The organism is Bradyrhizobium sp. KB893862 SZCCT0404, from assembly GCF_018130885.1.
Taxonomy (GTDB): domain Bacteria; phylum Pseudomonadota; class Alphaproteobacteria; order Rhizobiales; family Xanthobacteraceae; genus Bradyrhizobium; species Bradyrhizobium stylosanthis.
In genome coordinates, this window is record NZ_JAFCLT010000001.1 from 1,346,745 (window position 1) to 1,370,488 (window position 23,744).

Below are 23,744 nucleotides of genomic sequence, written 5' to 3' on the forward strand. Positions count from 1 at the left end.
GGGTGCTCTCCGCCTCTGGTCTTGTTGCCGCTTACGGTTCCGCCGTCACCTGCCACGTTCCGGCGTCGACTGCGCTCACTGCATAGCCGGCGACGTTGGCATCGCTCAGCGCCTCGATGTTGAGCTCGACGGTGTCGGAGGAGCGCAGGCGGTCGGGGAGGCCGCGGATCAATTGGGCGAACTTGCGCGCCTCGTCCTGCGCCTCGGCCATGCCGACCTGCTTGAAGCGGAACGCCGTTCCTGCCGAGGTCTGTGCCAGCCGGCCGATGTCTGCGGTGATCACGGTCGCGATCTTCGGATAACCGCCGGAGGTACCACGGTCCATCATCAGCGCGATCGGCGAGCCGTTGCCGGGCACCTGGATGCTGCCATTGACGGTGCCGTCCGAGACGATGTTGTGGCCGTGCAGGTGCTTGATCGCGGGGCCTTCGAGCCGGTAGCCCATCCGGTCCGACGTCGCCGAGATCTTCCATTCGCTGTCGAGGAACAGCGCCTTGTTGGCATCGTCGAATTCGTCGTCCTGTGGACCCAGCAGCACGCGGATCGGACCTGTCGCGGGCTTCGGCAGCTCGATGCGCAGCTCCGGCGCGCCGCTCGCGGCATCGGCGGTGAACTCGTCGCCGGCCTGGAGCGGACGCGGGTAGGGGCTGCCGAGGCCGGCCCGGGCGTTCACGGCAAGGCTTCCGAACACGAGCTCGCCTTTGATGCCGCCTTCGATCGCCAGATAGGTGAAGGCGCCGCCGCGGGCAAAGCCCAGCGTCAAGGTCTCACCGTCCTTCAGCGTCACCGACGTGTCCATGGCCACCGGCTTCCCCGCGACGTCGGCATTGCGCGGCGCGCCCGCGATCGCCACGCGCACGGCGCCATCCTTGGCGGTGAACGTGGCGCCGAACGGGCCGATCTCGACGCTGGCCGCGAACGGGGCGTTGCCGACCAGCGTGTTCGCCGCCGCCAGCGACAGGCGGTCCATCGCGCCACTGACCGTCAGGCCGTAGCGCTGCGCACCGTGGCGGCCGCCGTCCTGGACGGAGCTTGCCGGCCCGATGCTGGCAATGACGAGCCGGCTCATGCGTCCACCTGCTCGGCGATGATCTCGCCAGCCTCGGCGGCGCGGTCCATGTCTTCGAACGTCTTGTGGTCGATGGCGAAAAACGTCACGCGGTCACCGGGTTCGGTGAGGAAGGTCGGATTGCGATGGAGCTGATAGGTTCTGACCGGCGTGCGGCCGAGCAGGTGCCAGCCGCTCGGCGCGGCCAGGCACTGGATGCCGGCCTGGATGCCGCCGATCGAGATCGTGCCGGCCGGCGTCAGCAGCCGCGGCGATTGCCGCCGCGACATGTGCAGGGATTTGTCGAGGCCGCTGAGATACGACCAGCCCGGCGTGAAGCCGATCATGGCGACCTTGTAGTCGCCGCCCGCATGCCGGGCGATGATGTCCTCGGGCGTGGTGTTGAGGGCCTTGGCGACATCCTCGAGGTCGATGCCATGCTCGCCGCCATACGCCACGGGAACGCGCCAGCGCCGCGCCTTGGTGGCCGGAGGCAACGGCCGGCTGGCGATCGGGAGGATCTTCTCGCCGAGCGCGTCGAAGCCGATCTTGCCGGGATCGTAGTGCACCAGCAGCGAACGATAGGTCGGCACGGTCTCGGTGATGCCGTCGATCGGGCTGGCGGCGAGCGCCTTGTCGAGCGCCAGCACGCGCTGGTTGGCGTCGTCGTCGATGGTGCGGCTGAACTCGACCGTGACGGCACTGTCGCCACTGGGCAGAAGACGGGGCGGGGGAAGCGTCGCGGCCATGAGCTGTCAAAGCGCTGTCGAAATCGGGCTTCTCGGGAAAGCGGGCTCGACCTTGAGTTCCGCTTGTCCCTGCTTCGCGTAAATGCGCCCGCAAGTCCAATAAATTAATGCCGGGGGGAGCGATAAAGCCTTGTTATCGCGTCGCATAACGGCGCTGCCGCCCTGCATTCCTGCGGGCCTTTTCGCCCTTGACGCACGGCGCGCGGCTCGCAAGATGCGCGCGTTCTTTCCCGCACCTCGGAGCTCGTTCTCGTCCATGTCGCTGTCCCCCGAAGCCCGCAAGACCCTCGCCGGCATCACCACTGCCACCATCACCACGGTCCTGCTGAAGAAGGGCCTGCGTAACGTCTGGATGCGCGGCGCGCGTCCGCTGCGTCCGGGCCTGCCGCGCCTGGTGGGGCCGGCCTTCACGCTGCGCTTCGTGCCGGCGCGCGAGGATCTGGCGACGCCGGAATCCTGGTCCTCGCCGATCTCGACCCGCACCGCGATCGAGGCGATGCCGGAAGGCTGCATCGCCGTGGTCGATGCCATGGGCATCACCGATGCCGGCATCTTCGGCGACATCCTGTGCGCGCGCATGATGAAGCGCGGCGTCACCGCGCTCGTCACCGACGGCGTGGTGCGTGACGTCGAGGGCGTGCTCGGCACCAATCTGCCGGTGTGGTGCGACGGCTACGCCGCGCCGCCGTCGGTCGCGGGCCTCACCTTCGTCGGCTGGGGCGAGCCGATCGGCTGCGGCGGCGTTGCCGTTTTCCCGAACGACATCGTGGTCGCCGACCAGGACGGCTGCGTGCTGATCCCGCAGGCGATGCTCGAGCACGTCCTCAACGAGGGCGTCGAGCAGGAGCGCATGGAAGCCTGGATCGTCAACGAGGTGAACAACGGCGCCGTGCTGCCGGGCCTCTATCCCATGAACGCCGAGACCAAGGCGCGCTACGCCGCCAGCAAGAAGTAACAACACCCCAAAAGCGAGGTACCCCCATGGAGATTCACGTCGCAGGCACGCGGCCGACCCGCCGCGCGCCCAAGGAAAACTTCACCGGTACGGTGTGGCAGGACCCTGTGATCATGACGCCGGAGCCGGCGCACCTGAATTGCTCGCGCGTCTCGTTCGAGCCCGGCGCGCGCACCAACTGGCATCATCATCCGCTCGGGCAGACGCTGTACGTCATCTCCGGCGTCGGCCGCATCCAGGCCAAGGGCGGCCCGATCCGCGAGATCCGCCCCGGTGACACCATCTGGATCCCGCCCGGCGAACTGCACTGGCACGGCGCGTCGCCGACCAACGGCATGTGCCACATCGCCATGCAGGAAGCGCTCGACGGCAAGTTCTCGACCTGGCTCCATCCGGTGACGGACGAGGAATACGGCGCAGCCCTGGGCTGATCTTTCGTGTCCCGGACAAGACGCATCGCGGAAGCGATGCGTCGCCGATCCGGGACCCAGAGATCTGGACCACGAAGAGTGCTGGGTCCCGGCTCAGCGTCGCGGCACTTGGCGCCGCGCCGCTGAGCCGGGACAAGAGAAATCACATCCGCTCCGCCGTCCAGGTGCCCGTGCACAGCGCGCCGCGCCAGGTGCCGGAGCCGGAGGTGCCGCTGAGCCGGCCGAAGCCGACCGCGCGCTTGATGCCGGTGCTCAGGGTGACGTTGATGCTGCCGGCCTCGGCCACGCGGCCCGAGGCCGTCACCGCGCTGCTGCTCGAGGCGATCTGGCCGTTGTTGATGCCGATCGCGACGGTCGCGCCGTTGCCGCAGGTCTCGCTCGACGACGAGATGCGGACGTTCCACGTGCCGTCGAAGCTGCTTGTCGCGGCAGACGCCTGCGTCAGCGGACAGGCGATGGCGACAAGAGTAGCGAAGAGTCCTCTGCGAAAGCCGTGCATGGCACGCCCCTGTGGTTGACAATGCGGGGGAACGTGGCACGGCGTGCGGAACCGGCGATGTGAGGGGGCTCACGCCTGCAAGCGGCTCTGTGAGGTGGCTCACCTCGCAGTGAGATCGCGGGCAAAGCAAAGGGGCCCGGATCGCGGGCCCCTTGTTTTGGTCAGAGCGTCGACGCCGAACTCAGTTCACGCGCGTCCAGGTCTGGCCGCCGCAGAACATGCCGCCGAAGGCGCAGCCCTGCACGCGCAGGCGGTCGGTGCCCTTCATGGCGATCGTGGAGTCGTAGGTCGATCCGCTGTTGGGATCGAGGATGCGGCCGGACCATTTCTGATCCTTGCCGGGCTTCATGTTGATCAGCACCTGCTCGCCGTTCTGGTTCGATTTGCTGTCGACCGAATAGCCGCAGAGATTGCTGCCGCACTGTTCGATGCGGACCTTGCCTTCCTTCTCCTCGGTGAGCCAGACGCCGAGCGGCGAATTGAGATCGCGCGTGGGCGCGGCGGCCGGAGCCGGCGGGGCGACGGCGGCGGATTGGACCGGTGCGGGGGCCGGCGCCGGCGGCGGGGCCGGGGGAGCGGGCGGCGCAGCTGCCGCTGTGGCAGGCGGCGGCGCAGGTGGTGCCGCGGGAGCGGCCTGCTGCTCGGCGGGAGCGGGGGCCGGAGGCGGTGCGGGTGGAGGCACGAGAGCCGCGTCGGCCGGAGCGGCGTTGGCGGTCGCGGGTGGTGGCGGAGCAGGCGGCGGAGGCGGTGCGGCCACGACGGGCGCGGGAGCCTGCGTGGCGACGGGCGGAGCTGCGGCCGGAGCAGGTGGAGGCGCCGGTGCGGCCGGCGGCTGCGGATCGACCTTGGCCTCCTGCGGCTGCTGGCCCGGCGCCGCCTCGTTCTTCTTGGTGGTCTTCTTGGCCTTGCCCTGACCGGTGTTGTCGTACACGCCGGGGATTTGCACCGTGCCGCGGTCGGGATCGATGCGGATGGTGCGCCCGCCATATTCGAAGGTGTACTGCGCCTGCGCGGCAGTGCTCACCAAAAGGAATGCGGCCGCGGCCAACAGCTTCCTCATTTCCATCTCCTGAACAGGTGGTCCCCGCACCGACGCTTACGCGCCGGCTTCATTCCAAAACGTGATCTAGATCACTGTCTCGGTATGAGTCGTCGTCCCGCTGTTCCCGGTTCAATACGCGAGGGGCCGGTCCAAAGTTTGGCGGAGGCAAGCGACAGGAGGACGCGGCCTGGCGCGCCGTTCCCCCGGAATCGGAACGGCGCGCGAGCTCCAGCGCGCGAAACGCCTAGTCGAACCAGGCGGCGTAGATCTTCCTGTAGCTGCCGTCTTCCATGGAGATGTGCAGCCACTGGTCAACGAAGGCCTTGAACGCCATGTCGCGCTGGAGCCAGTAGGCCTTCTCGGAGAAGTCGAACGGCTTTTCCGGATGCACCGCGCAGAGCACGCCAGCGTGCTGCTTCTGCTGGTAGCGCGTCTCGGAGGCGTCCGTCATCATCAGGTCGGCATTGCCCTTGGCGATTTCGTCGAAGATCACGGTGTTGTCGGCGAACACGGTGATCTCGGCGTCCTTGATGTTGGCGCGCGCGAAGCGCTCGTTGGTGCCGCCGGGATTGACGATGACGCGGGTGCCCTTCTTGTCGATGTCGGCGATGCTCTGGTACTTGCCGACGTCGCCGCAGCGCGTGATCGGCGTCTTGCCCTCGCGCATGATCGGCATCGAGAAGAAGCCTTTCTTCTGCCGGTCGAGCGTCACCGACACGCCGCCCATGGCGATGTCGAACTGGTCCGCCTCGAAATCCTTCATCAGCTTCGGCCAGGCCGTGGCGACGTATTCGACCTTGACGCCGAGCGCCTTGCCGAGCGCTTCCGCCATGTCGACGTCGAAGCCGCTGAACTGCTGCGTGGTCTTGTCGAGATAGGTGAAGGGCTTGTAGTCGCCGGTCATGCCGACCCGCAACGTGCCGCGCTTGACGATCTCGTCGAGGCGCGAGGGCGCCTGCTGTGCCTGCGCCGAAAGGTTTGCCAGCAACGCCACGGCCAAGGCCGTCACGATTCGAACGGATATTCGAACGATCATCTTTTCCACCCATGCCCGAGCTGTCATTGTGCAGCTCTTCAGACGTGGATTTAGACCAGATGCCCGCCGCTGGCGAGGCGGAATTGAAAGGAATGCCGGGTGACGATCTCGATGTACGAGGCCTCGGTCGGCCTCTTCGTGCCGAATTTGCGCAACCTGTCGGTTCTGCTCGACAAGGGTGTTGCCTATGCCGAGGCCCGCAAGTTCAATCCGGCGGTCTTGCTCGGCATGCGCCTTGCGCCGAACATGTACGATCTGGCGCAGCAGATCGGCGAGGCCTGCCGCCACGCCACCGTCGCGCCGGCCCTGCTGGCGCAGCAAGAGCCGGTGGCGCTGCCGGTGCTGGAGCACGACATGGCGGGGCTGCAGGCGCGCATCGCCACCTCGATCGAATTCATCGAGAGCCTGCCGCGCGCGGCGATCGATGCCGCGGCGGAGCAGAACGTCTTCTTCAGGCTGAAAAACGGGACCGAGCTGCCCTTCACCGGGCGGACGCTGCTGCTGACGTTCAGCGTCCCGCAGTTCTTCTTCCACGTCACCACCGCCTACGACCTATTGCGGCACGCAGGCGTCGAGCTCGTGAAGAAGGATTATCTCGGGCGGAAGTAGCGGGAGGCGGGATAGGCACCTCTCCCCGGCGGGGGAGAGGTCAAGATCATGCGGGCGTCAGGATTCGCCCTTGCGCTCGAACTCGGCGAGCGAGCTGCGGCCGGCGATCTCGCTGCGCAGCAGCTCGAAACGCCTGTTGGCTTCGTCCTCGTGCGCATCGACGAAATGCACGGCGGCCTCGCTCGTCATCGGGCCGCTGACCACGGGCGTGGACTGCTCGCCGATGGTCTCGTGGACGTAGTACTGGCCGTCATCGCCGCGATGAACCGTCCATTTGAGGCGGATCGCCACCATCGGCCCGGGCCCGACCTTGCTGTAGCCGTCGGCATCGGTGTGCTCCGGCACCAGCGGCTGCTCCTCGACCACGGGATGCTCATCGGCGACCACATGCTCATCGGCGACCACATGCTCGTCGGCGGAGGCTGAATGCTCGCTCGCGACCGTATCCTCGTTGGCGCCCGTATCCTCGTGAGCGACCGTCTCCTCGTCGGTGGCCGCCGCTTCGGTGTCGCGGGCGACGAGGGCGGGCTCGGGGTTCTCCAGGATGCTGGCGATGGTCGCCAGCGCGTGGTCGGTCGGGTCGATCTCTGACAAGGGTCCATCCTCCAGCTCGACGCGGCCGGCAAGTCTGTCCCACTGCCGCCGCGGCCGGGAACATTACGCAGGTTTGATTAAGGCTGAGTTGGGGCCCGATCTGCACCAAAATGGGACGCTTTCTGGCGGTCCGAAGGCGGGCGGCATGGGCGGCCCGCCTTCGTTGAGCTCAGCCGAGCACGTCCTGATTGATGACGTTCTGCGTGATCGGATCGCCGTCGAGCACGCTCAAAATGTTGCGCGCGGTCTGCTCGCTCATGCGCTGCACCGCCTCGACGGTGACGCCGGCGACGTGCGGAGCCATGATGACGTTGGGCAGCGCGAACAGCGCGTTGCTGACCGGCGGCGGCTCCACCTCGAACACGTCGATGCCGGCGCCCGCGAGCTTTCCGGACACCAGCGCGTCGTACAGCGCGGCTTCCTTCACGATGCCGCCGCGAGCGGTGTTGATGAGATAGGATTTCGGCTTCATCCGGCCGATCCGCGCGGCGTCGAACAGGCCGACGGTCTCCGGCGTCTTCGGGCAGTGGATGGTGACGAAATCGGCGTTCGGCAGCGCGGCGTCGAGATCGGTAACCGGTTCGCATCCGGCCGCCTTGATGTCGGCCGCGCCCTTGTAGGGATCGTAGACCTGCACCTTCATTTCCATCGCCAGGCAGCGCTTGGCGGTGCGGCTGCCGATGCGGCCGAAGCCGATGATCAGCACGGTCTTGCCGTAGAGATCGAACGGCAGCATCCCAAGCCGATTGGCCCATTGGCCGTCCTTGACGCAGGAATGCATTTCCTGGGCACGCTTGGCGAGCGTCAGCATCATGAACAGGGCCTGCTCGGCGACGGACGGCGAGTTCGCGCTGCCGGCGACCATCAGCGGCACCTTGCGGCGGGAGAGGGCGGGGACGTCGACGGCGTCATAGCCGACGCCGATACGGGTCACCACCTTCATGTCCCTGGAGGCCTCGAGCTCGGTCTCGCCGAAGGCGGTGGCGCCGAGCGCCACGCCATGGACCGGCGCATGGCTCTTCAGCATGGCCTCGAAGTCCTTGGCCGAGATCAGATTCGAAAACTCGACGAGCTCGATATCATCCCGCTGGGTGAGGAGGGCGCGTGCCCCTTGCGACAAAGTTTGTGTAACGAAAATCTTCTTCTTGTTGGACGCCATCGCTCCCCTGCCTGCCTTGCGTTTCTTGAGCCGGCGTCACAGGACGGCGCCGGTCTCCTCGTTTAGCAGGTGCATGTTGTTGAGGTCCATCGCCAAACGCATGGGAGCCCCGTCCTTGGCGCCGGCATTGGGATCGACACGGCCGCAGACCGGTGTGCCGTCGAGCCCGAAATAGACCAGGGTCTCCATTCCCATCGGCTCGGTGACGTCGAGCACGGTGTCGAAGGTCTCGACGCCCGGCCCCAGATGCGCATGCGCCTCGGTGAGATGCTCGGGCCGGATGCCGAGCAGCAGCTTGTCGGTCCGCGGCAGCGCGTTGTAGCGCGCGGCGCGGGCCGCCGGCAGCGCGAAGGCGATGCGGTCGGTGAGGCGAAGCTGAAGCGCGCCGTCGACATCCTCGAGGCGGCACGGGAGGAAGTTCATCGCGGGCGAGCCGATAAAGCCCGCCACGAAGCGCGTCGCCGGCTTGTGGTAGAGCTCGTTCGGCGTGCCGATCTGCTCGATCTTGCCCTTGTTCATCACCACGACGCGATCGGCCAGCGTCATCGCCTCGACCTGGTCGTGGGTGACGTAGACCGTGGTGGTGCGCACCTTCTGGTGCACCTTCTTGATCTCGATCCGCATCTGCACGCGGAGTTTCGCGTCGAGATTGGACAGCGGCTCGTCGAACAGGAAGACCTTCGGGTTGCGCACGATGGCGCGCCCCATCGCGACGCGCTGGCGCTGGCCGCCGGAGAGCTGCTTCGGCTTGCGGTCGATCAGGTCGGTGATGTCGAGGAGCCGGGCGGCTTCCGTCACGCGGGCCTTGATCTCGGCCTTGGGATAGTGCTTCAGGCGCAGCCCGAACGACATGTTCTCGGCGACCGTCATGTGCGGGTACAGCGCGTAGTTCTGGAACACCATCGCGATGTCGCGATCCTTCGGTGGCACGTCGTTGACGACGTCGCCGCCGATCATGATGTCGCCGTCGCTGATGTCCTCGAGCCCGGCGATCATGCGCAGGGTGGTCGACTTGCCGCAGCCGGAGGGGCCGACCAGCACGATGAACTCATGGTCGGCGATATCGAGGTCGATGCCGCGCACGGCTTCGACATCGTCGTAACGCTTGACCACCTTCCGCAAAGCAACGTCAGCCATGAGTCATCAACCCTTTGTCGCACCGGCGGTCAGGCCGGCAATGTAGTAGTCCATCAGGAATGCGTAGATGATCAGCGGCGGCGCGGCGCCGAGCAGCGCGCCGGTCATGATCTGTCCCCAGTTGAACACGTCGCCCTTGATCAGCGTGGTGGTGATGCCGACCGGCAGCACGAGCTGATCGACCGACGTCGTGAACACCAGGGGATACAGGAACTGCGCCCAGGACACCGTGAAGGCGAAGATGGTCGCGGCGATCAACCCGGGCAGCGCGACGGGGATGAAGATCCGCGTCAGGGTCTGCAGCCAGGAGGCACCGTCGATGAGGGCGGCCTCGTCGAGCTCCTTCGGGATCGAGGCGAAATAGCCGATCATGATCCACGTGCAGAACGGCACCGTCAACGTCGGATACACGAACAGCAGCACGTACCATCGGTTGAGCAGCGTGATGCCGGTCACGTCCTGGACCACCCCGAGCATCTTGAACAGCGGGATGAACAGAAGGCTGTCCGGGATCAGGTAGGTCAGGAAGACGCCGGTGGCGAGCGTCGCCGAACCCCAGAATTTCATCCGCGCCAGCGCGAAGGCCGCGGGGATGCTGATCAGCATCGTCACGATGACGACGACGATCGACACGATCGCCGAATTCCAGAAGAAGCGCAGGAACTGGTTCGAGGTCAGCAGCTCGACATAGTTCGACAGCGTCGGGTGGAATACCCACCAGGGATTGGTGGCCGCCGATATCTCCGCGCTGCTCTTGAGCGAGGTGATCAGCATGTACACCGGCGGCGTCAGGAAGAAGATCGCGAACAGCACCAGGAAAAAATAGGACCAGCGCAGCGCCCAGGTGCGGTCGCGGCTCATGCTGCCGTATTTGACCTTGCGGGAGGGGCCGGCCTTGTCGATTGCAAGCGTGCTCATCAGGCTTCGTTCCCGCGTTTGTTGACATCGCGCAGGATGAAGATCGCTGCGACGGCGAGGATCGGCACCATGAACAGCGAGACGCAGGCGCCGAGCGGAATGTCGCTGCTCTGGATGCCGACCTGGAACGCCCAGGTGGCGAACAGATGCGTCGTATCCAGCGGGCCGCCCGACGTCAGGATGCGCACGATGTCGAAATTGGCAAAGGTCACGATCAGCGAGAACAGGGTCGTGATCGCGATGATGTTGCGCATCATCGGCAAGGTGATGTGCCAGATCTTCTGCCACCAATTGGCGCCGTCGATCGACGCCGCCTCGTAGAGCTGGTCCGGCACGGATTTCAGCGCGGCGAGATACATGATCAGGAAGAACGGCGCGCCGTACCAGACGTTGACGAGGATGACGGAGAAGCGCGCCCAGAAGGTGTCGCCGAGCCAGGGGATCGGGCCGACGCCGAAGAAGGACAGCGTATAGTTGAAGGCGCTGTAGGAGGGGTCGAACAGCCAGAGCCACGCCAGCGTGCTCATCGCAGGCGGGATCACCCAGGGCACCAGCAGCATGCCGCGCCATTTGCGCTGCTTCTTGCCGGGAATGTTGTGGACGAAATGCGCGACGATGAAGCCGATCAGCGCCTTGAAGATCACGGCGGTGATCGCGAAGATGCAGGATTGCTGCACCACCATCCAGAACGTCTCGCGCTTGAACAGGAAGGTGAAGTTGCCGAGGCCGACGAATTTCGTCATCGCCTTGTTCAAGGTCGCCAGATAGAGCGAATAGAAGGCGGGGTAGAGCACCAGCAGCGCGATCAGCAGGATCAGCGGCAGCGTCAGGAGGAACGCGACCGTCGATTTCCGCCCTAGCGTATTGCGCAGGCTTGATCCCTTACGCGCGCCCGTCGCACGGGCGACGGGACCTCGCTCAACGACGACATCGGCCATGTCAGCTTCCTTGAATCAGCTCTCTTGAGTGCTTCTCTTCGCGGACTTCCAACTGCAAAGCCGGCCGTTCGGGCGGCTTCGCAGGCATGCGAATCCGGTGATGGGATGCGGACGACTCGCGCACGCGGCGCGAGCCGTCCTGTCCCATCGCGGTCTAGCTTCGCATGAAGCCTTCGCACTCGCCTTCGGCCCAGGCGAGCGCCTGCTCCATGGTTTCGCCGCGCGCAAAGCGCAGCGCCATCTTGGTCAACGTCGCCTGGAAGTAGATCTGTTGCGCGATCTTCGGCGGCGCCGGCGACGCTGCGATCGACAGCGTCTGATGCTTGTAGGGGTCCGGATAGTGGAACAGCGTTCCCTTCGGCGGACCTTCCTCCTCCCATGTCTTGAACTTGGTCATGTTCGCGTAGGCCGGCAGGTCATAGCCGCCGCTGACTGCCACGAACTTCTCGATCGACGAGGGCGAGGACATGTGAACGAGCAGGCTCTTGGCGGCCTCCTTGTTCTTCCCGAAGCTCCAGACGCCCCAGAAGTAGGGCAGGTACGGTGCGAACCGCCCCTTCGGACCGGACGGGAAGCCGTGTGTCCAGCACTGCTCGGCGACCTGCGGTGCGTCGCGTTTGGCAACGGCCCACGCGCTCGGCGGATTGAGGATCATCGCGCCGCGGCCGGAGATCAGCCATTTGTTGTTGGAGGCGTCGTCCCAGGACGGCGCATCCGGCGGCAGGAAGGCGATCAGCTTCTTGTAGAACTCCATCGCCTGGCGGACCTGGTCGGTCTTCACCGTGATGTCGCCCTTGGCATTGACGAGCTCGGCGCCGAACGACTGGAAGATCGCACCGGCGGTGTCCACGCTGTCGGTGGTCTCGCCCATGCCGATGCCGAACGCGAAGCCTGCCTTCTGGCAAGCCTCGGCCGCCTTCAGGAAGGTCTCCATGGTCCAGTTCTCGACCTTGGGCGGGCCGCCGGCCGGATACATCTCCTGCACGTCGATGCCGGCGTGCTTCTTCATCAGGTCGATGCGGGAGCAGGGGCCCTTGATCTGGCTGCCGGGCGTCGCAGGCACTGCGAGCCATTTGCCGCCCGACTGCCCGAGATATTTGACGGTGCCGTTCACCTCGCCGTTCTGCTTGAGCAGCGGCTCCATGACGTCGTTGAGCGGCTCGAGATTCTCGGCGTAAGCCTGCGGCCACCAGCTCGGCATCTGCAGGATGTCGTGACCGGACTTGGCCTGCGCTTCGGCGGCGGCGGTCAGCTCGATCTTCTTGTTGTTGCTGGTGATGTAGTCGATGGAGACTTCGACCTTCTCCTTGGCGGCCCATTCATTGACGAGATCGGTCGAGGCCTTGTTGGCGCCCGGCACCCAATGGTCCCAGAAGCCTATCGAGAGTTTGCCGGCGGCGTAGGCGCCGCGGACGTAAGGCGCTGAGATCAGCGCCGCGGAGGACATTGCAGTGGCAGCCACAAATTGACGTCGCGTCAGTGTCTTTCGTGACATCTCGTTTCCTCGCTTGGGTGTTTTATTGTTCTGGGTTTCCTCTGAACTCTTCCGAGTTTTGCTTTTGATTTTCTTGTTGGCGTTTCTTGTTGATCGCAGCTTGATCGCGTCTTGCCGGTGCCGTCAGCGCCGATCCCGATCATGCGCCGCGCGACAAATTGGTAGCGCGATCAGATCATGATTGATTGCATCTGTCGAGAAAGCCGAACGGCGTTTGTCTAGAACTAACGTTGTGCTTGGATGCGCGGCAGCGCCTTGCGTTGCTGCGCGCCGGACGCAAGCCGGCGTCGGCTTCTTTTGCGCCGCACACGTGGCGTCAGCCGTGCGGGAACGCTCCGTGCGCAATTACGCCGCAGTTTCGAATAAGCCTGCATAACCGCTTCGCGCGAAAGACTTTTCGGGCGTGGACAGCGATTGACTGCGTCTGGACCTCGAAGCGGCGAAAACGATAGAGTTGCAACCGGCGGGAAGCTCCCACCCCGACAGAGGCCAATCCGTTCGACGATGGAGACGAGAATGATCGACCCGGCGCCGCCAGCGCGGCTTCACCTGCGACGATGGCTGGCGTTGGGGAGCGTGCTCACAGTGCTGCTCGGCGCGGCCGCGGTTGCCAATGCTCAAGGATTGGTCAAAGGCGTTCAGGAGGGCGCGGCGGCCGGGAACAAGGCGGCCGGCCCGGTCGGTGGCGTGCTTGGCGGCGCGATCGGCGGCGTAGTCGGCGTGTTCACCGGCGTGCTCGGTGTCGGCAACAACAACAATGCCAATCCGCCGCCCGCTGCCAACAAGGATGCCAGCAAGGATTCGAAGGACGCCAAGCAGCAGGGCGCCGGCAAGGACGCAAAGGACGCAAAGAGCGCCAAGGAGAATGCCAAGGCTGGCAAGGGCAGCAAGGCGAGCAAGGAAGCCAAGAACGCCCCGCAGGATGCCAAGGACACCAAGGACAAGGACGTCACCGTCCTGACCCAGCCCGGCGCGCCGCAACAGACCGCCGAGCAGATCGTCGCCAACAGCGATTCCTACATCGAGCGGATCAAGACGGAGCTGAATCTCACGCCCGACCAGGAGAAGCACTGGTACGGCTTCTCGAGCGCAATGCACTACCTCGGGCATAATGGTGCAGAGCGGCTCAACCTGCGGGTTGCCCGCGCCAAGCGCGATCCGCCCGACGACATCATCGAGCAGATGCGCAACGAGGCGCAATTCCTGATCGACCGCGCCTCCGACCAGCGCAACGTCGCCGACGCTGCCGAGCCGCTCTATTCGAGCCTCGACGACAAGCAGAAGCAGGTCTTCATCCAGGAGATGGTGCGCCTCAGCCACGAGCGCGGACTGGATTGATCAAGTTGAATCGGATTGCGGGCGCCTGAATTAACGGCGCTCGCCACGAATTCGTGAATCCTCTCCGCGATTCGGGTATGGTTAGCTTCGCAAGGCTGACTGCGGGGTTGATATGGCGGACGGACTCTCCGTTTTCCTGGTCGAAGACGAGGCGTTGATCCGGATGATGATGGCCGACATGGTGGAAGAGCTCGGCCACCACGTTGTCGCGGAAGCGGACAATGTCCGGGACGCGAGCGCCTTTGCGATGACCGCGCAATATGATTTCGCCATCCTCGACATCAATCTCATGGGCCTCTACGTCGATCCGGTCGCCGACCTGATCGAGCGCCGCGGCAAGCCGTTCCTGTTCGCGACCGGCTACGGGCCGGAATTGCTGCCGTCCTTGCTTCGCCGCAGGCCCATCCTGCGCAAGCCGATTTCGATCGACCAGCTCAAGGCGATGATCGATTCGATGTTTCCGGAAGCCACTGCAAAAGTGTCGCACTGAGCCCGCGCGCTGGACGATGGGCCGAGGCGCCGCGCCAACGAAAATGGCCGCCCGAGGGGGCGGCCATGTCGCGAAAGGAATTCGTCCCGGCTCACATCAGGCCGGCGCTGATATCGATGCCGCGCGCCATCAGGCCGAGCGAGGCGAGAAGGCCCGCGCAGCAGAACAGCAAGATGGTCTTGAACGAAGAATTGGCAAAACGCGCTTCGGCAGCGACCGGCATTGCGGCAAGCGAAAGCATGCTCATGTTCATTCCCCCCTGTGTTGATCCTGAATTGCATCAGGTGAGGGAACTCTTAGAGCAAAAAGTTTGACGCGAGCTTGCGAGGGATCCTTAACGGAATCGCAATCGGTACGCATTGGCGCGCGTGCCGCGACCGGCTCACACGCTACGGCATTGCAGGCTCAGCCGCGTCCGTTCCTAAGCACGGTGGCGATGGTATGGGCCGTCATGGCGGCGCGATCCGAGGCGCGCTGGGCGGCCAGCCGGTCTCGCGCCTTTTCCTCGATCAAGAGCTCAATCAGCGCGCGCCGCTTGTCCTCGTCGTCCGCCTCGGTCAGCAGGCGGTGATAGCGGTGATAGTCGAATCCTACGTCCTGCTTACGCATGTCACGCCCCCGCAACTAACGCCACACACAGGCGCGAATTGTTTCCCATCGGAAACAAAGGGGCAAGCAGGATCGCGCGTGGAACCACGTGTGCACTGCAATCAGCTGTGAATAGTTAACGGACCGGACAGCCTCGCTGCCGGTCGTGCTCAATCCGGATTGTGGTCGGCAAAGGTCTTCAGGCCGAGGAAGCTCGCATCGGGCTTGGTGACCAGCCGGGTCGGAATGTTGCGCAGGTAATCCTGGAAGCGCCCCTTGGCTTCGAAGCGCGCGCGGAAGGCCGAGGCCGCGAGGAATTCCGGGAAGCGCGGCACGATCCCGCCGGCGATATAGACGCCGCCACGGGCGCCGAAGGTCACCGCGAGATTGCCGGCGACCGAGCCGAGGATGGCGCAAAACATCTCCAGCGTCGCGCGGCTGTGCGCACAGCTGCCGTCGAGGGCCGCCTTGGTGATCGCGGCGGCATCGCGGTGCGGCACCTGGGCGCCGTCGACCTCCGCCAGAGCCTCATAGAGGCTTTGCAAGCCGGAGCCGGAGAGGGCGCCGCGCTCGATCGAGACATGGCCGAGGCGCTGCCGCAAGGCCGCGATGACGCGCTCCTCGCGCTCGTTCTCGGCCGGAAGCGTGGCGTGCCCCGCCTCGGTGACGACGGCGAGCCGCGCCCCGTGGCGCTCGACCAGGCAGGAGACGCCAAAGCCGGTTCCGGGGCCGACCACCAGCAACGGTTCTCCGGACAGGCCGTCTTGTCCGCCGAGCGGAATGAGGTCGGCCGGCTGCAACGCGGGCAGGGACCACGCCACCACCTCGAAATCGTTGAGCACGTGGACGCGGTCGAAGCCGAGCGCCGGCTGCAGCTCGTAGCCGTCGATGACCCAGGGGCTGTTGGTCATGACGCAGCGATTGTTGGTGACCGGGCCCGCCACGGCCAGCACGGCGCGCGGGGGCGCTTCGCCGCCGGTCCGGCGCGCCAGCACATCGGCAATGGCTTCCCGAACCGTCGGGAAGTCGGCGACCTTCACATAGTCGATGGCCCCGATCTGGTCGCCCTGGCTCAGCGCGAAGCGCGCATTGGTGCCGCCGATATCGGCGAGAAGAATTTGGCCTGTCTTGCCGATACCCATGTCCTGCTGATTCCGATGCCCTGCGGCTGCCGCGGCCTTTCCGGCCTGCGGGAACCCTTGTCGCCGTTGCTGATCCGGTCCGCAACTCGCGAACGGTTCGAGACTCCTCGCCTGATTGTGCCTAGTCAACACGGAGGATGCGAAACCGTTGCATTCCCATGACGCGCATTGGCTCGGCGCGACATCGCCACACGCTGTCGGTGGTTGCGAAGCCGGGCCGGAAGATCGACATTGAGGGAGCGCCGGGCGGTTCGTTGACCGGCGGATGGAATGGAGCCTTGCGATGAAGATTGCCGACCGCGACGTGCTGCTGGTGATCGACGTCCAGAACGACTTCTGCACCGGCGGGGCGCTGGCCGTGCCCGGCGGCGAGAAGGTCGTGCCCGCCATCAATCGCATCGCCCAAAAATTCGCCAATGTGGTGCTGACCCAGGACTGGCATCCGGGCGATCACGTTTCCTTCGCGCAAAACCATGCCGGCAGGCAGCCGTTCCAGACCATCGAGCTCGACTACGGCACCCAGGTGCTGTGGCCGACGCATTGCGTGCAGGGCACGGACGGCGCCGAATTCCACCGCGCGCTGGACGCCTCAAGGGCGAACCTCGTGGTGCGCAAGGGCTTTCGCCGCGGCATCGATTCCTATTCGGCGCTGTTCGAGAATGATCACAAGACGCCGACGGGCCTGCTCGGCTATCTGCGTGAGCGCGAGCTCAGAACCGTTTTCGTCGCAGGACTGGCGCTCGACTTCTGTGTCCGCTTCTCGGCGGAGGATGCCCGCAAGGCGGGGTTCGAGGTCGTCGTGATCGAGGACGCCTGTCGCGGCATCGACCTCGACGGCTCCATGGCGGCGGCCCATCGGAGCTTCGGCGAACACGGCATTTCCGTCATCAGCTTCGAGGCGTTCTTGTGAGGCGCGCGAGATAGATTTGGTGGACAAGACGGGCAAACAACCGGGCGGACCGGATCACGTCCAGGGCGACCAGCTGCTCTGGCCGTTTGCGGCGGCGCGCCTCGCTTTGGATGCCTGTTTCTGGTGGATGGAGCGCGGACCGGCCGACCCGCCGGCCGACAGCAGCCTGCCCTGGACCACGCCCGGCACGGTTGCGCTCGAGCTCGCGACCATGCGCCTGCGCGCCTGCGCGAAGGACCGGTCCGGCCAGCCGGCGCTGGTCTGCGCACCCTATGCGCTGCATCGGGCCCTGATCGCCGACTTCGCGCCGGGACACAGCGTGGTGCAGTCGCTGCAAAATGGCGGCGTCGACCGGGTCTATCTCACCGACTGGCGGTCGGCGACACCGGACATGCGCTACCTCTCGATCGACAGCTACCTTGGGGATCTCAACGTCGCCATCGACGAGATCGGTGCGCCGGTCGACCTGGTCGGCCTGTGCCAGGGCGGCTGGCTGTCTCTGCTCTACGCCGCGCGGTTTCCGGCCAAGGTGCGGCGGCTGGTCCTGGTCGGCGCGCCGGTCGATCTGTCGATCGAGTCTTCGCTGTCCCGGCTTGCCCGCAACGCGCCAGAGCTGGTCTACGACCAGCTCGTCGCGCGCGGCGGCGGCAATGTCAGCGGCGAGGAGATGCTGCGCTTCTGGTCGCGGACGCCCAGCCGCGAGGATATCGCAGCCGCTTTGCAAAGGGAGCTCGCGGACGAGGAGGGCGCGGCGCTGCTGGCGCGCTTTGACCACTGGAACGTGGAGACTCTGGATCTGCCCGGCAGCTATTATCTCGAGATCGTCAACCGGATATTCCGGGAGAACCGGATTGCCGGCGGCGACTTCGTCGCGCTCGGGCGCCGGGTTGATCTGAAGGACGTCAAGGCGCCGGTCTTCCTGCTAGCCGGGCTTGACGACGACGTGGTGCCGGCGACGCAGGCTCTTGCTACCGCCGCACTCGTCGGCACGCCGCCGGCCTTCATTGCTGCGGCGTCCGAGCCGAGCAACCATCTCGGCCTGTTCATGGGCGCGCGGACCCACGCGCATGCCTGGCCCCGGATCGCGCAATGGCTGCGCGGCGACCTGTCCGGCGTGCTGGCCCGTAGCGCCTGAGATCGCCGGGATTGGCCCGGCCGGAGCGCAAATCCGTTATGCATGACGGCGGATGACCTGCACGGGGCGGGGTCCATAGGTTACATAAGAGGCGGAGCTGACGGCTGCGGCCGGCCGCGAAGAGATTAAGGGTACTGGATGACTTTCCACTCGATCTACGCCCACGGATTTGCGCGCGTGGCGGCCTGCGTGACCACCTCCCATGTGGCCGATCCTTCGGCCAATGCGAAGGCCGTTCTGGCGGCGGCCAATGCCTGCCACGAGCAGTCGGTTGTGGTCGCCGTGTTTCCCGAGCTGTGCCTGTCCGGTTACGCGATCGAGGACCTCGTGAAGCAGGACCCGCTGCTCGACGCGGTCGAGCGCGGGCTCGCCACCATCGTCGAGGCTTCCGCGGCGCTGATGACCGTGCTGATCGTGGGGGCGCCGCTGCGCTTTGGCCACCGCATCTACAATTGCGCCGTCGTCATCCATCGCGGCAACGTCCTTGGCGTCGTGCCGAAAAGCTACCTGCCGACCTACCGCGAATTCTACGAGGGCCGCCATTTCGCCTCTGGAGCAGGGATCGCCGGCGAGACCATTGCCTTTGGCGGACTGCATGCTCCGTTCGGCGTCGACCTTCTGTTCGCCGCGGAGGACGTCCCGGGCCTGACCCTTGGCGTCGAGATCTGCGAGGACATGTGGATCCCGGTGACGCCGGCCTCGGAGCTGGCGCTGGCCGGTGCCAGCGTGCTGGTCAACCTCTCGGGCAGTCCGATCACCATCGGCCGGGCCCGCTCGCGCGCGCTGTTGTGCCAGTCGACCTCGGCGCGCTGCCTCGCCGCGTACGTCTATTCTGCTGCCGGTGCCGGAGAGTCGACAACGGATCTGGCCTGGGATGGCCAGACCTCGATCTACGAGAACGGCGTGCTGCTGGCCGAGGGCGAACGGTTCCGCCAGGGCGGCCAGGTCACCACGGCCGACGTCGATCTCGACCTGCTCAGGCAGGAGCGCGCCCTGATGGGCACGTTCGACGACAACCGCCGCCAGCGCGAGGCGTTCTTCCGCAAGGTGACGTTCGCGCTCAAGCCGCCTTCCGGCGACATCGGTTTCCTGCGCAAGGTCGAGCGCTTTCCGTTCGTGCCGAGCGACGAGAGCCTCTTGGAGCAGGATTGCTACGAGGCCTACAACATCCAGGTCGCCGGCCTCGTGCAGCGTATGCGCGCGACCGGCACCAAGCGCGTCGTCATTGGCGTCTCCGGCGGCCTCGATTCCACGCATGCGCTGATCGTCGCCGCCAAGGCCGTCGATCTGCTCGGACTGCCGCGAGAGAACATCCTGGCCTACACCATGCCGGGCTTTGCCACCGGCAGCGAAAGCAAGACCAACGCGCTGGCGCTGATGAAGGCGTTGCAGACGACCTGGCAGGAGCTCGACATCCGCACCACCGCGACGCAGATGTTGAAGGACATCGGCCATCCCTTCGGCAAGGGCGAGAAGGTCTATGACGTCACCTTCGAGAACGTGCAGGCGGGCCTGCGCACGGACTATCTGTTTCGCCTCGCCAACCATCACGGCGGCATCGTCATCGGAACCGGCGACCTCTCCGAGCTCGCGCTCGGCTGGTGCACCTATGGCGTCGGCGACCAGATGGCGCATTACAACGTCAACGCCGGCGTGCCGAAGACGCTGATCCAGCATCTGATCCGCTGGGTGATCGCCTCGAAACAGTTCAGCGGCGACGTGAACCGGACGCTCGCCTCGATCCTGTCGGCTGAAATCTCACCGGAGCTGGTTCCGGTGCAGCCGGGCGAGAAGCCGCAGAGCACGGAAGCGTCCGTCGGTCCCTACGAGTTGCAGGACTTCAATCTGTTCTACACGCTGCGTTTCGGCATGCGGCCGTCCAAGATCGCCTTCATGGCGCTCCAGGCGTGGAAGGACGTCGCCGGGGGCGAGTGGCCGCCGGCATTCCCGACCGACAAGCGAAGGGCTTATGATCTTCCCGAGATCCGGCGCTGGCTGGAGGTGTTCCTGCGCCGCTTCTTCGCCTTCAGCCAGTTCAAGCGCTCGGCCATGCCGAACGGCCCGAAGGTGTCGGCCGGCGGCTCCTTGTCGCCGCGCGGCGACTGGCGCGCGCCGTCGGATTCGAGCGCGGCGGCCTGGCTCGAGGATCTCGAGCGCAACGTGCCGAACTGATTTGGCGGGGGCGGATCGGGCACCAGGGGAGACGATCTGATGTCGGCCGGAGCAGGCGCAGAAGCGGGTGAAGGGGCCAGCGTCGTCAACGGCCTCTACATCTTCGACATCGAGATGCGGGACGGCAAGCGCGGGCAGGCGAGGGGCGTGGTCGTGCTCTGCGACGGCCGCATCATGGGCGGCGACAGCTACTTCTACTACACCGGCAGCTACACCTTCCGGAACGGCAAGTGGCGCGGCGACATGATCGTCAATCAGCACACCGAGGCGGTCGGCAGGACGCTCGCCTTTGGCGGCAGGGAGGTCAGCTGCGGCTTTTCCGGCGATTATTTCGCTGGAGGAGCCGACATCGAGGGTATGGCGCTGGTCGGCAAGACCAGCGTGACCTTCACGGCGCGGCTGACGCTGCAGGATGCGATGTGAGCTGACGCTCGGCGCGAACTGCTTCGCGGCAAGCACATGTGGATCTCGGAATATCTGGCGTGCCCGCGCTGATGGAAAGCGCGAGGTCCGGAGTGCCTAGGAGTCCGGACCTCGTCACCTTGCCCCAGCCTTCGATCCCCCGCCCCAGTTGGTCCCCCAACCCCTTGGTGCGCGATCAGAGGGTGATGCCCTTGGAAGTGGCCGCCGATCGATGTCGCGCGATGTACGCGAGATCGGGATAGGATTCCATTCCGGGTCACTACGGACACGATTGAACTTGCTTCTGCGGCAAACTGCACGCGGCTGCATCGACGGCGGCGCTGCTGCACAAGATCGATGCGGGCGATGCGCGGGATGTCCACATCTGCCGCTACTGCGGAACCTCGATTTCACGGGCCTGTCACTGAACTGGTCTAGCGCTGCTCCCGTCATCGCAGACGAAGGAGCAAGCCATGTCGAAGCCGGTGTTGGGCGCCGCATTGTCCATCAAGTCGATCCCCGCGCATCGTGACTGGCTGCTGGAACGGCAGCGCGATCTCGAGATCCAGGATTTCTTCCGCGCCGATCTACTCGACAGCGACTGGCGTGCGACCGCCGGCGAGATCAAGCAGATGCTCGCGGGCCACACTGGCCGGCTCGGCATCCACGGGCCGTTCTGGGGCTTCAAGATCGACAGCCACGACCCGATGATCCGCCAGGCTGTGACCAAGCGCCTGCTGCAGGGCCTCGATGCCGCTGAGTTCCTCGGCGCGACGCAGATGGTGATCCATTCGCCGTTCACGACCTGGGACCACAACAATCTCGACCTCTATCCCGACAACCGCACCAACATCGTCGAACGCGTCAAGGCGACGCTCGCCGAGGTGATCGCGCGCGCCGAGACGATCGGCTGCGAGATCGTGATCGAGAACATCGAGGACAAGGATCCGCGTGACCGCGTGCGCCTCGCCAAGGCGCTCGAAAGCAGCAAGGTCCGCGTTTCGCTCGACACCGGACATGCCAACTACGCGCACATCTCCACCGGCGCGCCGCCGGTCGATTATTACGTCGAGACCGCCGGCGACATGCTGACGCATGTCCACCTCCAGGACACCGACGGCTTCGCCGACCGGCACTGGGCGCCGGGCGAAGGCAACATCCCGTGGGTCGCCGTGTTCCGCGCGCTGGGACGGCTGACCTCGAACCCGCGGCTGATCCTGGAACTCCGCAACCACGACGACGTCCGCAAGGGCGCAGCGCATCTCGCCGCGCTCGGTCTCGCCGAATAACCGACATCACAGAGGGCAGGGGCTATTGCCATGACCAAATTCACCCGTCGCACCATCCTGAAGACCGGCGGCGCGGCCGCAGGCACGCTGCTACTGCCGCGCTTTGCCATCGGCCAAAGCGACAACCGTCCGTCGGTGACCATCGCCGTGCAGAAGGTGACCAATTCGAACGTGCTCGACGTGCTGCGCGAGCAGTCCAATGTCGGCGAGCGCGTGTTCTTCTCCTCGATCTGGGAAGGCCTGATCTCCAAGAACTGGCGCGGCAGTCTCGAAGCCGTGCCGGGCCTTGCCACCGAGTGGCGCCGCATCGACGACCAGACCGTCGAGGTGAAGCTGCGTCAGGGCGTCAAGTTCCACAATGGCGACGAGCTGACGTCGGAAGACGTGGTCTTTACCTTCAGCCGCCAGCGCATGTTCGGCGAGACCGAGGCCAAGAGCCGCAGCACCATTCAGGCCTTCGAGAAGATCCCGACGCCGCGCCCGGGCAAGGAGCTGCCGCCTGACGTTCCCGCCGTTGCCCGTCGCATCTGGCCGGACCTCGTGCGCGTCGACGCCGTCGACAAGTACACGGTGCGCTTCTACAACGCGACGCCCGACGTCACCATCGAGGGCCGGCTGTCGCGCTACGGCTCCGACATCGCAAACCGCCGCGCCTGGGAAGAGTCCGCCAGCTATCTCGACTGGGCCCGCAAGCCGATCACCACGGGGCCGTACAAGGTCGTCGAGCTCAAGCCCGACGTGTCGCTGACCTTGGAGGCCCACGACGAATATTGGGGCGGCCGTCCGCCGCTCAAGCGCATCCGCTTCCTCGAAGTGCCCGAGGTCGCGAGCCGCATCAACGGGCTCTTGTCGGGCGAATACCAGTTCGCCTGCGACATTCCGCCAGACCAGATCGCCGGCATCGAGAAGAACACCGCGTTCGAAGTGCAGGGCGGCACCATCCTCAATCACCGCCTCACCGTGTTCGACAAGAACCACGCCGTGCTCGCCAATCCGCTGGTCAGGCGCGCCTTCACCCACGCAATCGACCGCCAGGCCATCGTCGACAGCCTGTGGGCCGGCCGCACCCGCGTGCCGAAGGGCCTGCAGTGGGAGTTCTACGGCGACATGTTCAACGCCGACTGGAGCGTGCCGGCCTACGATCCCAAGCTCGCGCAGGATCTCTTGAAGCAGGCCAATTACAAGGGCGATCCGATTCCCTATCGCCTGCTCAACAACTACTACACCAACCAGGTCGCGACCGCGCAGGTCCTGGTCGAGATGTGGAAGTCGGTCGGACTCAACGTGCAGATCGAGACCAAGGAGAACTGGTCGCAGATCATGGAACGTGCGCCGAGCCGAGCCGTGCGCGACTGGTCGAACTCGGCCGCCTTCAACGATCCGGTGTCCTCGCTGGTCGCCCAGCACGGGCCGAACGGCCAGCAGCAGCAGATCGGCGAATGGACCAATGCCGAGCTGAACACGCTCTCGGAGTTCCTGGAGACCTCGACCGACCGCGCCGCCCGCAAGAAGGCGTTCCGCCGCATGCTCGAGATCGCCGAGCGCGAGGATCCCGCCTACACGGTGCTGCACCAGAACGCGACCTTCACGGCCAAGCCGAAATCGATCAAGTGGAAGGCGGCGCCCGCCTTCGCGATGGATTTCCGCGCCGGCAATTTCGAGGCCTGA

Annotated in this window: 25 protein-coding genes; 11 read left to right on the forward strand and 14 right to left on the reverse strand. The window is 65.6% G+C overall.

Features of this window, described 5'->3' with window-relative positions; all coding sequences use genetic code 11:
• Positions 1–31: 31 nt before the first annotated feature.
• Positions 32–1,069, reverse strand: a complete 1,038-nt coding sequence (locus JQ617_RS06735) for a 5-oxoprolinase subunit C family protein (protein WP_212025337.1) — start codon at positions 1,067–1,069, stop codon at positions 32–34.
• Positions 1,066–1,797, reverse strand: a complete 732-nt coding sequence (gene pxpB / locus JQ617_RS06740) for a 5-oxoprolinase subunit PxpB (RefSeq protein WP_212025340.1) — start codon at positions 1,795–1,797, stop codon at positions 1,066–1,068. Before pxpB ends, JQ617_RS06735 begins: the two co-directional genes overlap by 4 nt.
• 256 nt (positions 1,798–2,053) lie before the next feature.
• Between pxpB and JQ617_RS06745 the strand changes: the two genes are divergently transcribed.
• Complete coding sequence (locus tag JQ617_RS06745) at positions 2,054–2,752, forward strand: ribonuclease activity regulator RraA (protein WP_027536148.1); 699 nt, start codon at positions 2,054–2,056, stop codon at positions 2,750–2,752.
• 26 nt (positions 2,753–2,778) lie between these two features.
• On the forward strand, positions 2,779–3,183 hold the full coding sequence (locus JQ617_RS06750; RefSeq protein ID WP_063683455.1) for a (R)-mandelonitrile lyase: 405 nt from the start codon (positions 2,779–2,781) through the stop codon (positions 3,181–3,183).
• Positions 3,184–3,325: 142 nt separating this feature from the next.
• Here the strand turns inward: JQ617_RS06750 and JQ617_RS06755 are convergent, their stop codons facing one another.
• The 3 genes from JQ617_RS06755 to JQ617_RS06765 all read right to left on the reverse strand — a co-directional run bounded on the left by JQ617_RS06755 (position 3,326) and on the right by JQ617_RS06765 (position 5,760).
• Complete coding sequence (locus JQ617_RS06755) at positions 3,326–3,682, reverse strand: hypothetical protein (RefSeq protein ID WP_212025342.1); 357 nt, start codon at positions 3,680–3,682, stop codon at positions 3,326–3,328.
• 181 nt (positions 3,683–3,863) lie between these two features.
• On the reverse strand, positions 3,864–4,742 hold the full coding sequence (locus JQ617_RS06760; protein ID WP_212025344.1) for a DUF2147 domain-containing protein: 879 nt from the start codon (positions 4,740–4,742) through the stop codon (positions 3,864–3,866).
• Positions 4,743–4,968: 226 nt separating this feature from the next.
• Positions 4,969–5,760 (reverse strand): transporter substrate-binding domain-containing protein, encoded by a 792-nt coding sequence (locus JQ617_RS06765; RefSeq protein ID WP_063684829.1) that lies wholly within the window; start codon positions 5,758–5,760, stop codon positions 4,969–4,971.
• A gap of 111 nt (positions 5,761–5,871) precedes the next feature.
• Between JQ617_RS06765 and JQ617_RS06770 the strand changes: the two genes are divergently transcribed.
• The gene (locus JQ617_RS06770; RefSeq protein ID WP_212025986.1) at positions 5,872–6,369 is read left to right on the forward strand and encodes a DUF1993 domain-containing protein; all 498 of its coding nucleotides are present in this window, start codon (positions 5,872–5,874) and stop codon (positions 6,367–6,369) included.
• A gap of 57 nt (positions 6,370–6,426) precedes the next feature.
• Here JQ617_RS06770 and JQ617_RS06775 read toward each other — a convergent pair whose 3' ends face one another.
• From JQ617_RS06775 to JQ617_RS06800, 6 genes are all read right to left on the reverse strand, one after another.
• A complete protein-coding gene (locus tag JQ617_RS06775) occupies positions 6,427–6,963 on the reverse strand; it encodes a hypothetical protein (RefSeq protein WP_212025346.1) in 537 nt (178 codons plus the stop codon).
• A gap of 169 nt (positions 6,964–7,132) precedes the next feature.
• Positions 7,133–8,122 carry a hydroxyacid dehydrogenase gene (locus JQ617_RS06780; RefSeq protein ID WP_212025348.1) on the reverse strand — a complete coding sequence of 330 codons (990 nt, stop codon included), beginning with the start codon at positions 8,120–8,122 and terminating at the stop codon, positions 7,133–7,135.
• A gap of 36 nt (positions 8,123–8,158) precedes the next feature.
• A complete protein-coding gene (locus JQ617_RS06785; RefSeq protein ID WP_212025350.1) occupies positions 8,159–9,259 on the reverse strand; it encodes an ABC transporter ATP-binding protein in 1,101 nt (366 codons plus the stop codon).
• A gap of 6 nt (positions 9,260–9,265) precedes the next feature.
• On the reverse strand, positions 9,266–10,177 hold the full coding sequence (locus JQ617_RS06790; RefSeq protein WP_063683464.1) for a carbohydrate ABC transporter permease: 912 nt from the start codon (positions 10,175–10,177) through the stop codon (positions 9,266–9,268).
• On the reverse strand, positions 10,177–11,115 hold the full coding sequence (locus JQ617_RS06795) for a carbohydrate ABC transporter permease (RefSeq protein WP_063683465.1): 939 nt from the start codon (positions 11,113–11,115) through the stop codon (positions 10,177–10,179). The genes JQ617_RS06790 and JQ617_RS06795 overlap by 1 nt, the downstream gene beginning before the upstream one ends.
• Before the next feature lie 154 nt (positions 11,116–11,269).
• Positions 11,270–12,610 (reverse strand): ABC transporter substrate-binding protein, encoded by a 1,341-nt coding sequence (locus JQ617_RS06800; protein WP_063683466.1) that lies wholly within the window; start codon positions 12,608–12,610, stop codon positions 11,270–11,272.
• Between the two features lie 516 nt (positions 12,611–13,126).
• Here JQ617_RS06800 and JQ617_RS06805 point away from each other — a divergent pair.
• Positions 13,127–13,948: a Spy/CpxP family protein refolding chaperone gene (locus JQ617_RS06805; protein WP_212025352.1), complete on the forward strand. Its 822-nt coding sequence runs from the start codon at positions 13,127–13,129 to the stop codon at positions 13,946–13,948.
• A 112-nt stretch (positions 13,949–14,060) separates the two neighbouring features.
• Complete coding sequence (locus tag JQ617_RS06810; RefSeq protein ID WP_212025355.1) at positions 14,061–14,438, forward strand: response regulator; 378 nt, start codon at positions 14,061–14,063, stop codon at positions 14,436–14,438.
• Positions 14,439–14,529: 91 nt separating this feature from the next.
• Here JQ617_RS06810 and JQ617_RS06815 read toward each other — a convergent pair whose 3' ends face one another.
• The 3 genes from JQ617_RS06815 to glk all read right to left on the reverse strand — a co-directional run bounded on the left by JQ617_RS06815 (position 14,530) and on the right by glk (position 16,168).
• A complete protein-coding gene (locus tag JQ617_RS06815) occupies positions 14,530–14,685 on the reverse strand; it encodes a hypothetical protein (protein WP_212025357.1) in 156 nt (51 codons plus the stop codon).
• Between the two features lie 158 nt (positions 14,686–14,843).
• Positions 14,844–15,047: a hypothetical protein gene (locus JQ617_RS06820; protein ID WP_212025358.1), complete on the reverse strand. Its 204-nt coding sequence runs from the start codon at positions 15,045–15,047 to the stop codon at positions 14,844–14,846.
• 149 nt (positions 15,048–15,196) lie between these two features.
• Positions 15,197–16,168, reverse strand: coding sequence for a glucokinase (glk, locus tag JQ617_RS06825; RefSeq protein WP_212025360.1), 972 nt, complete (start codon positions 16,166–16,168; stop codon positions 15,197–15,199).
• A 265-nt stretch (positions 16,169–16,433) separates the two neighbouring features.
• Here glk and pncA point away from each other — a divergent pair, with 265 nt between their 5' ends.
• The 6 genes from pncA (at position 16,434) to JQ617_RS06855 (ending at position 23,744) form a co-directional block, all read left to right on the forward strand.
• Entirely contained in the window at positions 16,434–17,078 is a 645-nt protein-coding gene (gene pncA, locus JQ617_RS06830; protein WP_212025363.1) for a bifunctional nicotinamidase/pyrazinamidase, read from the forward strand.
• A gap of 16 nt (positions 17,079–17,094) precedes the next feature.
• On the forward strand, positions 17,095–18,213 hold the full coding sequence (locus JQ617_RS06835; protein WP_212025365.1) for an alpha/beta fold hydrolase: 1,119 nt from the start codon (positions 17,095–17,097) through the stop codon (positions 18,211–18,213).
• Between the two features lie 138 nt (positions 18,214–18,351).
• Complete coding sequence (locus tag JQ617_RS06840; protein WP_212025367.1) at positions 18,352–20,385, forward strand: NAD(+) synthase; 2,034 nt, start codon at positions 18,352–18,354, stop codon at positions 20,383–20,385.
• A gap of 39 nt (positions 20,386–20,424) precedes the next feature.
• Positions 20,425–20,808, forward strand: a complete 384-nt coding sequence (locus tag JQ617_RS06845; RefSeq protein WP_212025369.1) for a GrlR family regulatory protein — start codon at positions 20,425–20,427, stop codon at positions 20,806–20,808.
• 452 nt (positions 20,809–21,260) lie between these two features.
• Positions 21,261–22,076 (forward strand): sugar phosphate isomerase/epimerase family protein, encoded by an 816-nt coding sequence (locus JQ617_RS06850; RefSeq protein ID WP_212025371.1) that lies wholly within the window; start codon positions 21,261–21,263, stop codon positions 22,074–22,076.
• 30 nt (positions 22,077–22,106) lie between these two features.
• The gene (locus JQ617_RS06855; protein ID WP_212025373.1) at positions 22,107–23,744 is read left to right on the forward strand and encodes an ABC transporter substrate-binding protein; all 1,638 of its coding nucleotides are present in this window, start codon (positions 22,107–22,109) and stop codon (positions 23,742–23,744) included.